The organism is bacterium, from assembly GCA_024228115.1.
In the GTDB taxonomy this organism is placed as follows: Bacteria; Myxococcota_A; UBA9160; order UBA9160; family UBA6930.
The window spans coordinates 1-11,252 of sequence record JAAETT010000103.1; the positions used below are offsets into that span (position 1 = coordinate 1).

General features: G+C 66.1%; 13 protein-coding genes. 7 read left to right on the forward strand and 6 right to left on the reverse strand.

Features of this window, described 5'->3' with window-relative positions:
• Window positions 1-133: 133 nt before the first annotated feature.
• The 3 genes from GY937_05485 to GY937_05495 all read right to left on the reverse strand — a co-directional run bounded on the left by GY937_05485 (window position 134) and on the right by GY937_05495 (window position 2,180).
• Complete coding sequence (locus GY937_05485; protein MCP5056164.1) at window positions 134-433, reverse strand: hypothetical protein; 300 nt, start codon at window positions 431-433, stop codon at window positions 134-136.
• A gap of 80 nt (window positions 434-513) precedes the next feature.
• Window positions 514-1,356 carry an enoyl-CoA hydratase/isomerase family protein gene (locus GY937_05490; protein MCP5056165.1) on the reverse strand — a complete coding sequence of 281 codons (843 nt, stop codon included), beginning with the start codon at window positions 1,354-1,356 and terminating at the stop codon, window positions 514-516.
• Complete coding sequence (locus GY937_05495) at window positions 1,302-2,180, reverse strand: hypothetical protein (GenBank protein ID MCP5056166.1); 879 nt, start codon at window positions 2,178-2,180, stop codon at window positions 1,302-1,304. The genes GY937_05490 and GY937_05495 overlap by 55 nt, the downstream gene beginning before the upstream one ends.
• Before the next feature lie 182 nt (window positions 2,181-2,362).
• Between GY937_05495 and GY937_05500 the strand changes: the two genes are divergently transcribed.
• The 5 genes from GY937_05500 (at window position 2,363) to GY937_05520 (ending at window position 8,073) form a co-directional block, all read left to right on the forward strand.
• Window positions 2,363-2,794, forward strand: a complete 432-nt coding sequence (locus tag GY937_05500; GenBank protein ID MCP5056167.1) for a Zn-ribbon domain-containing OB-fold protein — start codon at window positions 2,363-2,365, stop codon at window positions 2,792-2,794.
• Window positions 2,795-2,815: 21 nt separating this feature from the next.
• The gene (locus tag GY937_05505; protein ID MCP5056168.1) at window positions 2,816-3,961 is read left to right on the forward strand and encodes a thiolase family protein; all 1,146 of its coding nucleotides are present in this window, start codon (window positions 2,816-2,818) and stop codon (window positions 3,959-3,961) included.
• Window positions 3,962-4,496: 535 nt separating this feature from the next.
• Window positions 4,497-6,551, forward strand: a complete 2,055-nt coding sequence (locus GY937_05510; protein ID MCP5056169.1) for a redoxin domain-containing protein — start codon at window positions 4,497-4,499, stop codon at window positions 6,549-6,551.
• Window positions 6,548-7,324, forward strand: coding sequence for a crotonase (locus GY937_05515; GenBank protein MCP5056170.1), 777 nt, complete (start codon window positions 6,548-6,550; stop codon window positions 7,322-7,324). Before GY937_05510 ends, GY937_05515 begins: the two co-directional genes overlap by 4 nt.
• Before the next feature lie 50 nt (window positions 7,325-7,374).
• Window positions 7,375-8,073, forward strand: coding sequence for a uracil-DNA glycosylase (locus GY937_05520; protein ID MCP5056171.1), 699 nt, complete (start codon window positions 7,375-7,377; stop codon window positions 8,071-8,073).
• An 11-nt stretch (window positions 8,074-8,084) separates the two neighbouring features.
• Here GY937_05520 and purE read toward each other — a convergent pair whose 3' ends face one another.
• The gene (gene purE, locus GY937_05525; GenBank protein MCP5056172.1) at window positions 8,085-8,564 is read right to left on the reverse strand and encodes a 5-(carboxyamino)imidazole ribonucleotide mutase; all 480 of its coding nucleotides are present in this window, start codon (window positions 8,562-8,564) and stop codon (window positions 8,085-8,087) included.
• Between the two features lie 77 nt (window positions 8,565-8,641).
• On the opposite strand from purE, the gene GY937_05530 reads away from it, so the two are divergent.
• Both GY937_05530 and GY937_05535 read left to right on the forward strand, forming a co-directional pair.
• A complete protein-coding gene (locus tag GY937_05530; GenBank protein ID MCP5056173.1) occupies window positions 8,642-9,649 on the forward strand; it encodes an alcohol dehydrogenase catalytic domain-containing protein in 1,008 nt (335 codons plus the stop codon).
• Window positions 9,650-9,653: 4 nt separating this feature from the next.
• Window positions 9,654-10,490, forward strand: coding sequence for a shikimate dehydrogenase (locus GY937_05535; protein MCP5056174.1), 837 nt, complete (start codon window positions 9,654-9,656; stop codon window positions 10,488-10,490).
• On the opposite strand, the gene rpmG is transcribed toward GY937_05535, so the two are convergent.
• Both rpmG and rplX read right to left on the reverse strand, forming a co-directional pair.
• Window positions 10,483-10,653, reverse strand: coding sequence for a 50S ribosomal protein L33 (gene rpmG / locus GY937_05540; GenBank protein MCP5056175.1), 171 nt, complete (start codon window positions 10,651-10,653; stop codon window positions 10,483-10,485). The genes GY937_05535 and rpmG overlap by 8 nt on opposite strands.
• A gap of 11 nt (window positions 10,654-10,664) precedes the next feature.
• Window positions 10,665-11,006 carry a 50S ribosomal protein L24 gene (rplX, locus tag GY937_05545; GenBank protein ID MCP5056176.1) on the reverse strand — a complete coding sequence of 114 codons (342 nt, stop codon included), beginning with the start codon at window positions 11,004-11,006 and terminating at the stop codon, window positions 10,665-10,667.
• Window positions 11,007-11,252 lie beyond the last annotated feature (246 nt).

Sequence of the window (11,252 nt, forward strand, 5' to 3'; positions counted from 1 at the left end):
CCGGTCGAGCCGGGAGGGCGTTCGCCCTGGGTCAAGGACCTTTCGACCCGGAAGATCTGAATCGGAATCCGGAACGGCGGGCTGCGTCGCCCCCCGGCCAAATGATCAGATTTCTACGCTTCTGAGTGAGCGTCTACAGGAGTCCGGTGGTCATCGTCTCGGCGAGAAACGCCTCCGTGTCGAAGGCCTTCTTCTCGTAGTTGAAACCCGCGGGCAGGCGGTAGCTACCGCGTTCGAATTCGATGACTTCGCCGCCAGGCTCGATCGGACTCGTCTCGAAGAGCTCATCCATATGCTGGAAGTTCTGGACTATGCGGTCCTCGTCGAAGAGGTGTGCAACACGCCAGAGTTGGAGCAGCTCGGTTCGATACCAGATGGAAACAACGAGGAGCAGGGCGAGCACGATGCCGAGGACACGCAGCAGTCTGTTCATGGTCCGTCCATCCTAGGGCTGCAGAACGCGACCGGCCGGGCAGGCCCGCGAAATGCGACGCGCCGGGCTCGGCAGGTCCGTCAGGAATCCTCCAGCGGAAGCTGGCTGAAATCAGGATTTCGCTTCTCCCGGAACGCGGCGATCGCTTCCCGATTCGCGGGCCCTCGCGCCAGCCTCCCGAAGGTGACGTTCTCGCGCTCGCGGGCTGTACGCACCGCGCCGAGCCTCGCATCGAGCAGCAGCTTCTTCGTACCCACGAGAGAGGCGATGGGCATCGCGGCGATCTCGCTTGCCACCTCCAGGGCTTCTTCGAGCAAGCGCTCGCGCGGGAGCGAACGCCAGGCGAGTCCCAGCTCGACCGCTTGCCCGGCGTCGATCCACGAGGCCGTGTAGAGCAGATGCGCGGTCTCTTGCCAACCGATCGCTGCGGGCAAGAGGTGGGTACTCCCCGCCTCCGCGGTGACACCGAGGCTCACGAAGGGCGCACGCAGGCGTGCTTCTTCGGCGATCAGGACCAGGTCGCAGTGGGGGAGCATGGTGAGCCCGATGCCGACCCCGATCCCATTCACGGCGGCGACGAGCGGTTTCGGGAACGATTCGAGCGTCTCGATGAACGGGGGGAAGCCATGTCGAACGCCATCGTCGTAGCTGGGCGGGCGATCGAGCTCAGCGAGATCCTGCCCCGCGCTGAACGCGCGTCCCTCCCCTGTCACCACGACCACCGCAATATCGGGGCTGGCTGTGGCGTCAGTCAGCGCCTCACGGACGGCATCGTAGAGATCGTCGTTGAAAGCGTTCAGCGCAGAGGGGCGATCGAGCGTCAGCAGGCGGACGCGGCCGATGTCTTCCACGCGAAGCACGGGGCTCGTCACTCCGTCGCGGCTCTCGGCGCGGGCATCACACGCTCGGGGGACCCGGACCATTGCCAGGCCTGGGTCGGACGCGACAGCCCGAGCATCATCCCGCCCAGCGCATCCGGGTGGAGGAAGACGGTGTTGGCCACGCCCACACGTCCCTCGCTCGGCGGGTCGGACGTGTATCCGAGGCCAAGCTCGCGAGCGCGGGCTTCGATTGCGCCGAGGGCGGAGGACTCGGCGAATGCCATGTAGAAAGCCTCACCGAAACGTGAGAAGAAGCGCCCCATCGTCTTGCGGGGGTCGTTGGGAGTGATCACTTCGAAGCGCCCCAACCGGTCCGGATCGAAGAGCGTAAGCGTGCCCGCGTATCCGAAGTGCTGCGAATCGATCGGCACGAATGCATCCGGATCGAGGGCGAAGAGCCTCGCGCAATCTGCCGTGGCCGCTGCGGCGTCATCGACCAGCAGGGTGGTTTCATACAAGAAATCGATGTCACCGACGGGCGCGTGCTCCTCGTCGGGGCTCACCACCACTCGGAAACCCTTCCTTCCGGAGGCGGCCGGATCGACGAACGCCTGCCCCCCCTCCTCGGCCGGGTCGAGCCCCTGGCCGCGCAGATGGGCAACCAGGCCGGCGACATCGTCGGTCGCAACCCCCGCTGCATACAGGTGCGCGCCTCGCTTGGCGACGGCATCCGCGACACGACCCACACCATCGGGCTCGAGCAACTCCACGAGGCCGTTGCCCAGGCGAAGCAGGGTCCGCAGCGCCCCGGCGGACGCGACGCGATCCCCTCCGGCCAGCTCGGCTCCGAGCAGCTCGCCCCAACGCTTTGCCACCGTAGCCCGGTCCGGCACGGCCATCTGCAGTCGATCGATACGCTTCAGCATGGAATCCCGGCCGGATGCTACCACGCGCGGCCCCCCTCCACTTCCGGTGGCGGATCCGGCCCGCAGGCGGCCGGCCGAGCTGCCCCTCGTTGACAGTTGCCACCGGTCCCTGGCATCTTGCCGGCCCGGATTGACATGAGAGTCAATCCGACTGCCTTTCCCCTTTTGCCAGAGGACCCCAAATGTCCGAGGAGAACGCGGCCCAAGGGCCGCTCCCGGTGGTCGATTTCCTGAAGCTGCCCGAGGGCGGCGATCCATACCTGGAAGGCCACAAATGCAAGGCTTGCGACGCCATCTATCTGGGCGAACGAAGCATCTGCTCGAAATGCGGCGCCCGCGGCGAGATCGACCCGGTGAAGCTCGGCAACACGGGCACGTTGTACGTGTATTCGATCGTGCATCGCTCCTTTCCCGGAATCGAAGTTCCCTACATCTCGGCGATCGTCGATCTCGACGGCGGTGGCACGGTGAAGGGAAACCTGATCGGGGTCGACGCGGACCCCGAGAAGATCGAGTTCGGCATGCCGGTCGAGGTCGTCTACAAGGATGCGCTCGGCCGCAAAGACAAGGACGGCAACTCCTACACCTCCTACTTTTTCCAGCCCCGGTCGTAGGCCGGGCTTCGAGGACACTTCATGACAAACGCATATGTCGTCGGAATCGACATGATCAAGTTCGGCCGCTTTCCCGAGCGCTCGGTCCCGGATCTGGGCGCAGAAGCGGCCCTGATGGCATTGGACGATTGCGGGCTGAAGATCCAGGACATGCAGGCCCTGTATTGCGGCAACCTCGGCCAGGCGAACGCGATGGTCGGCCAGCGCGTTCTCCAGCAAATCGGCCAGACCGGCATTCCCGTGGTGAACTGCGCCAACGCCTGCGCCACGGGCGCCACGGCCTTCCGTGAGGCCTGGATGTCGATCAAGGCCGGCGTGTATGACGTCGTGCTCGCCGTCGGCGTGGAACAGATGGGCCGCGGCCTGCTCGGCGGCAGTGGTGCCGGAAAGGGCATCCCCAAGGAGGGCCTGCTCGGCTCCGGCACGATGCCGGCCGTATTCGCTGAGGCCGGCCAGGAACACGCCCGCAAGTACGGCACGACGTTCGAGCAGTTCGCGAAGGTATCGGTCAAGAATCACCACCACTCGACGCTCAATCCCAAGGCCATGTATCAGATCGAGACACCTCTCGAGACGGTCATGAACGCGGAGATGATCGCCTACCCGAACACGAAGCTGATGTGCTCGGTGAACGTGGATGGCTCGGCAGCCGCGGTCCTGTGCAGCGAGAAGAAGGCCAAGGAGCTCGGCCTGATGGGACGGGCGGTCAAGGTCGCAGCGAGTGTGTTGACGAGCGATCCGTGGCAGGAACGCGATCTGGTCATGCCCGACGTGAACACCTGCACGCGCAAGGCAGCGGCGACGGCCTACGAAATGGCGGGGATCGGCCCGGAGGACGTCAACCTGGTCGAACTGCACGATTGTTTCGCCACGGCGGAAATCCTCCACTACGAGAACCTGGGCCTCTGCAAGGATGGCGAAGCCGGCCGCATGATCGACGAGGGCGAGTCGGCTCTCGGCGGCCGGGTTCCGGTCAACGTCTCCGGCGGCCTCCTCTCGAAGGGACATCCGCTCGGTGCCACCGGGATCGCCAACATCTACGAGGTATCGACCCATCTTCGCGGCGAAGCCGGCAAGCGACAGGTCGAGGGCGCCAGCGTGGGCCTCACCCACGTCATCGGCCTCGGCAGCGCCTGCGCACTCCACGTGCTCGAGAAGGTCTCCTAGAGCGGGGCCCTGGGCCGAAGTTCACAATCGCGGCGCACAGGGCATCACCCGGTCGATTCCGTGAGGTCGCTTTCCTCCTCATGCGTGGACAGGAGTGGCCGGGGCTGGGCACAGGCCGGGCGGAATGGCTCGGCCGAGGATCAGGTGGCCGCGTAGAGAACCGAACGGAGTGTTGCCTTTCGCGGCTTCGCCGCGGGCAACCTACGCGCACACTGGGCTCGACCTATGCCTGCGCTCGATTTCCGCCCGACCTGCGCCCAGCCCCGGCGAAGCGGTTCCGGTTGCCAGCACGGCCGATCGCGGGGCGGGGGGCGGTCAGCGCGGAAATAAAGCGCAGGCATCTCGTCTGTTCGACGGGTGCTCGTTCGCTAGCGGCGAAGCCGCGTAAGTGAACCCGCGTCCAAGCTGAGCGCGGCCTCCCAAGCCCCGGCCGAGCCATTCCGCGATGGCCGCCCCCCGCCCCGCGATCCACCACGAGGAGCGAAGCGGCCCCAACGGCCTTTCGCTTTTTGGGGGTCGCTCCTACCCTCGTCGCGTGCTGCCCAACACCCGACCCCTGGCGCTGATTGCCGCCTCGTTCTTCCTGTTCTTTCTCGCTTGCGCCGAGTCGGAACCCTCCGCGGAACCCAGCCCGGCCTCGAAGACAACTGAAAGCAGCCAGGCGCCGGACACTGAAGCGGAGCCCGCGGCCTCGCGCAAAAAACCCGAGCGCCCTCTACCCGCCTTCGACGGAACGACCCTGGAGGGGAAGCCGCTCTCGGTTTCTTCCTTCATCGGGCGCCGACTCCTCCTCGTATTCTTCAACCCGGACGTTCCGAGTTCTGCCGTTCTGGCGGATGCCCTCGTGGCCATCTCGGCAGAGAGTCAAGCCCACAACTTCCAGATTCTCGGGGTGGCCCAGGGCACGAGCGCCGAAAAGGCCAGCCAGTTCCTGGCCGATCGCGCCCTCTCCTTCCCGACGCTCTACGACACCTCGGGCTCCTTCATCCGCAAGATCGCTGGCCAGGGAGCGCCCACCGTGGCGGTGCTCGCAGACGGCGAGGGAAACCTGGTGAACGCCGTCGCCGGTTTCCCGACCGACGGCAAGGATCCCGCCGCCGCCGCCGAGCAGGTGTTGCGCGGCTGGTTGCGCCTGCATACCGACGACCCGACGTCCACCGCCTACGGCGAACGACCCGAAGCGCCGCTCTTCGACGCGCCCATGCTCGAAGACGAAGGCCGCTTCAGCCTCGCAGCTCAACGTGGCCAACCGCTCGTGTTGGTCTTCTTCCTGCATACCTGCCCGCATTGCCACCATGCGCTCGAGTCCATGAGGGAGAGCCTCGACGCGCTCCCCGAAGCGAAGCGGCCGAAACTGGTCGGCATCTCGGTCGATCACAAGCCCTACGCCGTGCGAGCCGCCATGAAAGAAGAGGGGCTCGATTTCTTTCCGATCCTCTTCGACCCGGATGAGTCGATCCGGGAAAACTACGGCGCCGTTGCAGGCGTGCCGGTCACGTTCCTGATCGACGCCGACGGCAAGATCGCGGCGAGGGTCGACGGCTGGCGTGACGAACGCGACCCACCGCTCATGAAGATGCGCCTGGCCAAGCTCGCCGGCGAAACCGTACCCATGCTGCTTCACAGCTCTGGCTACAGCGGCAACGAGTTCTGTGGCGTCTGCCACGAGAAGGAGCACGCGACCTGGCAGCTCACGAACCACGCCGGCGCGTTCGACACCCTGGTTCGCCATGGGGACGACGCCGACGGCGAGTGCGTCTCCTGCCACGTGGCGGGCTACGGCAAGAAGGGGGGCTGGACCTTCGATACGCCCGAGCCCGAACTCGAAGGCGTCGGATGCGAAACCTGCCACGGTCGCGGCGGGACTCATCGCTCTCCGGAGTTCGTGAAGAACCATGACTACGAGAACGTCTGCGTGACCTGCCACAACCCGACCCACTCCCTGGGGTTCGACTACGCAAGCTTCCTTCCCAAGGTTTCACACGCCGCGAACCAGCAATTTGCCTCGCTGTCCGAAGCCGAGCGCGCGACCCTCATGGCCCAGCGCCGCAAGCCGCGAGAGGATCTGCTTCCGACGCGCGCGGCGTTCGTAGGCTCGGAGGCCTGCCAGAGCTGTCATGCCAAGGAATTCGAGACGTGGTCGGGTCACGCCCACGCCCGGGCCTTCGCGACGCTCGAGGCCAAGAGCGAGGCCGGAAACCAGGACTGCCTGAAGTGTCACACCACGGGCCTCGGCAAACCCGGCGGCTTCGAGCCCCCGGCTGGCGGCTCCCATTCGGATCGGGCCGCCGTGGGCTGCGAAGCCTGCCACGGCCCAGGGGCTGATCACATCGGCGAGGATGCCCTGAAGCGCGGGACGATCCTCTCCCTGGGCGACAAATGCGACTCCTGCGTGATCCTGCAGATCTGCGGCAGCTGCCATGATGACGCGAACGATCCGGGCTTCGAATTCGAGGTTCAAGACAAGATCGATGCGCAACGCCACGGCACGATCGAGCCGAGCACAGGTGCAACCACGAGCGAGGCCAGGCTTCCTTCCAGCACCGTGATCGGCCTGCTCGAGTCGGCCTTTTCGGGCGATGCCTCTTGAACGTGTCCGTCGCAACCTGCGACGGGGTCCGCACCCTGACGATCGAGCGGGAATCCCAGCGCAACGCACTCGACCGGGCGACCCTCGAAGAACTCGAAGCCGCCTTCGAAGAAGCCTCGCGAGACGGGGCGGTTCGGGTGATCGTGCTGCGCGGCGCTGGCGACCGGGCCTTCTGTGCCGGCGCGGACCTGAAAGAAGTCCTCGGACACGAGAGCATCCAGGAAAGCCGGCGGCACTTCGACGGCGTCGCACGGGTGATCGCCGCGATGCAGCGCTGCACCCAGCCCGTCATCGCACGGGTCCCCGGCTTCGCCCTGGCCGGGGGTTGTGGGCTGGCGGTGGCCGCCGATTTCACGATCGCCAGCGAAGATGCCGTCCTCGGCCTGCCCGAGATTTCGCTCGGACTGCTGCCGCTGATGGTCTCCGTGCCCATCCTTCGGGCCACCGGCTCGCGAAAGGTGCTGCTCGATCTCGTGCTGACCGGCCGACGGGTTGCAGCAGACGAGGCGCTGAAGCAGGGCCTCGTCACGCGGGTCGTGCCCAAGGAAAGCCTCGACGACGAGATCGAGGCACTTTGTACGACGCTCGCCGGCCACTCGCCCGAAACCCTGCGCGCCGGAAAGGAGGCCATCTACACCATGGCCGAGATGGAATCCGGTGCGGCCATGCGTTATCTGCGCGAGTCCATCGTCCTCACATCGCGGAGCGAAGATGCCCAGGAAGGCATCCAGGCGTTCTTCGAGAAACGGGAGCCCAGGTGGACCGGGCGCTAAGCGAAGAAACGCGACAGGTCCTGCGTGCGGCGCGGGGCTGGCTCGAAGAGCTGGCGGAAGAAGGCGTCAACTCCTTCGAGATCGCAGAAGCGGAGCCCGCGCCGAACCAGTTTGCGTCCGGGGCACAAAATCAGGTTCCGCCCGTCGCACCAGAAAAGACCCCTTCGGTCGCAACAGAAACCGCCCAGGGCGGCACCACCCTCGAAGCCGTCCGTACGGAACTCGGGGATTGCACGCGTTGCGGGTTGGCCGAGGGCCGCACCAAGCTCGTCTTCGGTGACGGCAATCCGAACGCCGACTTGATGTTCATTGGCGAGGGCCCCGGCGAGCAGGAGGATCTATCCGGCCTTCCCTTCGTAGGTCGCGCCGGCGAGCTGTTGACCCGGATGATCGAGCGCGGGATCGCCCTGCCCCGCGCCGAGGTCTATATCTGCAACATCGTGAAGTGCCGGCCGCCGGGAAACCGGACACCCCTCGCAACCGAGGTGAGTACCTGCCGCCACTTCCTGGACGGGCAGATCGAGGCGGTGCGGCCCAAGGTGATCGTGACCCTGGGCAAGCCGGCTTCCAGCCTGCTGCTCGGCCGCGACATCGCCATCACCCGTGTTCGGGGCACCTGGCACGAATACAAGGGCATCCCCGTGATGCCAACCTTCCACCCTGCCTTCATCTTGCGCCAGTACACCGAGCAGAACCGCAGGCTCGTCTGGGAAGATCTGAAGGCCGCCGCCGCACGCACGCAGCAGTAGCGGAGACGCCCCTAGAACGGCCTCTCGGGCACCTTGCTCGCCTGGTCTTCGCGGAACTCGACGAGGCGTTTGCGAACGTCGGGATCGCTGGCGCCCAGGATCGCGGCAGCGAAGAGGCCGGCGTTCTTCGCCCCCGAGCGGCCGATGCCGAAGGTCGCGACGGGGATCCCGCCGGGCATCTGAACGGTCGAGAGCAATGCGTCGAGGCCGTTCAGGGGAGAACCATCGATCGGCACACCTAGAACCGGAAGCAGCGTGTGGGCAGCAGTCACACCCGCGAGATGAGCAGACATTCCCGCACCGCAGATCACGACACCGATATCCTCCGCCTCGGCCGTTTCGAGGAACCGACCGAGCCGCTCCGGCGTGCGGTGGGCCGAGATCACCCTGACGTCCGTCTCCACCCCCAACTGCTTGAGCACGTCGCGACAGCTCTCCATGACATCCCAGTCGTTCGCGCTTCCCATCAAGATTCCGACACGTTTCGCCACGCTTCCGCTCCTCCGAGTGACCGTCCATGAGTCAGGCCGTGGAGTGTAGTGTACGCTCCCGGGCCACCGGAGGTCCCATGCAAGCCGTCATCGTCCGCGCACCTGGGGCGCTCTCCGTCGAAGACGTGCCGGACCCGACCCCTTCGAAGGGCCAGGCCGTGCTCCGGGTGACGGCCTGCGGAATCTGTGGAACGGATCTGCGGCTCCACCAGTCGGGAAGCCTTCCGCCCGGCACCATCATGGGCCACGAGTTCTGCGGAGAGGTCGTCCAAGCCGCAGGCCATCTGAAGGTCGGCCAGCGGGTCACGGCGCTGCCGATCCTCAGCTGCGGCCGCTGCGATCGCTGTCGCAGCGGGTTGGGCGCCTACTGCACCGACCAGCGGGCGATCGGCCTGGGAGATCGTCCTGGCGCCTACGCGGAGTACGTCGCCGTCGCTGCCCACGAGACGGTTCGCTTGCCCGATGGCGTCGACGACGATCACGGCGCCCTGGTCGAGCCGCTGGCTGTGGCGATCCACGCCGTGAATATCGGCCGAATCCGGCGCGGCGAGAGCTGCCTGGTGATCGGCGCCGGCCCCATCGGGCTTGGAATCGCGCTCTGGGCGCGACACTTCGGTGCCCATGACGTCATCGTCGCCGAGCGTTGCGCTGGACGACGGGCCTTGGCCGAGCAGATGGGTGCCACCCATGTGATCAATCCAGATTCGGGAGAGCTGCCTGCCGCATTGGAACGGATCGCCCCGGGCGGACCGGACGTCGTGTTCGAGGCGGTGGGTGTACCGGGGCTGATTCAGGAGGCGATCGAGCATGTCCGATTCCGCGGAAGGCTCGTCGTGACGGGCATGTGTGTCGCGCCGGATCAGCTCCAACCGACGGTCGCGTTGGCCAAGGAGACTTCGATCTTCTTTGCCTTTTCGTACGAGAAGGACGACTTCCAGTACACCGTCGACATGATCGATCAGGAGCGGATTGCCCCCGCTGCCATGATCACCGGACGGGTCGGTCTCGAGGGTGTCGCGGGCGCGTTCGAGGCCCTCGGCAAGCCAGACCAGCAGTGCAAGGTGCTGGCCCAACCGGGACACTGAGCCGATGCCCGAAGCCCCGACGACGCTTCCCCTGCCGCGGCCGACGACTGAACTCTGCGCCGTGCTGCTGCATCCGGCCGGGCACACGCGTTCGCCGGCCATGCACAATGCCGCGTTCTCGGCCCTCGGGATCGACGCGATCTTCATGGCTTTCGACGTACCGCCGGACGCACTGGGCGATGCGCTGGCCGGCATCCGCGCCTTGGGCGTGCGGCAACTGGCCATTTCCCTCCCTCACAAGCAGGCCATCGGCGCCTATTGCGACGAACTCGACGAAACGGCCCAAGCCATTGGAGCCGTGAACACGGTGACCCGCGTGGGAGACCGGCTGGTGGGTGCCAACACGGATTGGATCGGTGCCGTGCGAGCACTCGAGCGGGAGGGCCCGCTCGAAGGCGCGAACGCGGTCGTGCTGGGTGCCGGCGGCACGGCGAGGGCCGTCACATTCGGTTTGCTCCGCCGGGGTGTGCGGGTCACGGTGCTCAACCGCACAGAGGCGACGGCCGCCCGCCTGGCGAAGGAACTCGGCGCCCACGCATCCGGCGGCCTCGATGCCCTGGCGGACGTGGAGCACGATGTGCTGGTGAATACCACGAGCGCCGGGCTGCGCGAGGAGCGCTCCCCTGTCCCGGCGGGTGCATTGCGACCCGGCAGCCGTGTGCTCGATGCGGTCTACGACCCGGCCGAGACCAGGCTTCTTCGCGATGCCCGCGCCCGCGGCGCCACGCCGATCGGCGGCAAGTGGATGCTCGTCCTGCAGGCGGTCGAGCAGATCCGCTTGTGGTCCGGGAAGACGCCGCCTGGCGAACTGCTCGCGGCGGCGTTCGACCAAGCTACTTGAGCTTGGTCTCCTTGTAGACGACGTGCTTGCGAGCCTTCGGGTCGTACTTCTTGAACTCGAGCTTATGCGGCGTGTTGGTCTTGTTCTTGGTGGTCGTATAGAAATGACCGGTCCCCGCCGTGGACTCCAGCTTGATCTTCTCGCGCTTGCCCTTCTTGGCCATGGCAACCTCACTCAGGCGTTCTGGGGCTCGGGAACGGGCTCGCCGCTACGTACGAACACTCGTACGCGCTTGCCTTCACGCTCCTCGATTCGCACCCGACTCGGCTTGTTGTCTCCAGGATCGACGAGCATCACGTTGGAGAGGTCGATGAAGCCCTCCTGCTCGATGATGCCCCCAGTCCGGGAGCTGGCGCGTGCACCGGGCTTCAGGTGTCGCTTCTGCATGCGAATCCCCTGCACCCGAACCTTGCCCTTCTCCCGGTCGATACCGAGCACACGGCCCTGCCGGCCACTATCGACCTTCTTGCCGGTCATGACCTGAACCAGGTCACCCTTCTTGATTCGCGTCGCCATGGGTCTCCAATCCCCGGAGGAGCGCACATAGATGCCCTCTAGAGGCCGCTCCGTCAAGGCCCTCCCCTGGGGGGGCAGCTCTCCCTCGGCCTCGACTCCGCTATTGCCTCGGTGAACACCTCAAAACCGGCCATACGTGAACGTCTGAAAAGCGGCCATAGGGAGCCGCCCAAGACAGGTGTGGTGTGATTAGCCCTTTGTGGGTGTGTTTTTCAAGGTGGCCTTCTCTCGGGATCGCCAGCTCCG

Bases quoted from the DNA above. Each gene is read 5' to 3' on its own strand.
- GY937_05485 (MCP5056164.1), bottom strand. From the start codon at position 433: ATGAACAGACTGCTGCGTGTCCTCGGCATCGTGCTCGCCCTGCTCCTC.
- GY937_05500 (MCP5056167.1), top strand. From the start codon at position 2,363: ATGTCCGAGGAGAACGCGGCCCAAGGGCCGCTCCCGGTGGTCGATTTC.
- GY937_05530 (MCP5056173.1), top strand. From the start codon at position 8,642: ATGCAAGCCGTCATCGTCCGCGCACCTGGGGCGCTCTCCGTCGAAGAC.
- GY937_05535 (MCP5056174.1), top strand. From the start codon at position 9,654: ATGCCCGAAGCCCCGACGACGCTTCCCCTGCCGCGGCCGACGACTGAA.
- rplX (MCP5056176.1), bottom strand. From the start codon at position 11,006: ATGGCGACGCGAATCAAGAAGGGTGACCTGGTTCAGGTCATGACCGGC.
- GY937_05505 (MCP5056168.1), top strand. From the start codon at position 2,816: ATGACAAACGCATATGTCGTCGGAATCGACATGATCAAGTTCGGCCGC.
- GY937_05490 (MCP5056165.1), bottom strand. From the start codon at position 1,356: ATGGTCCGGGTCCCCCGAGCGTGTGATGCCCGCGCCGAGAGCCGCGAC.
- GY937_05495 (MCP5056166.1), bottom strand. From the start codon at position 2,180: ATGCTGAAGCGTATCGATCGACTGCAGATGGCCGTGCCGGACCGGGCT.
- rpmG (MCP5056175.1), bottom strand. From the start codon at position 10,653: ATGGCCAAGAAGGGCAAGCGCGAGAAGATCAAGCTGGAGTCCACGGCG.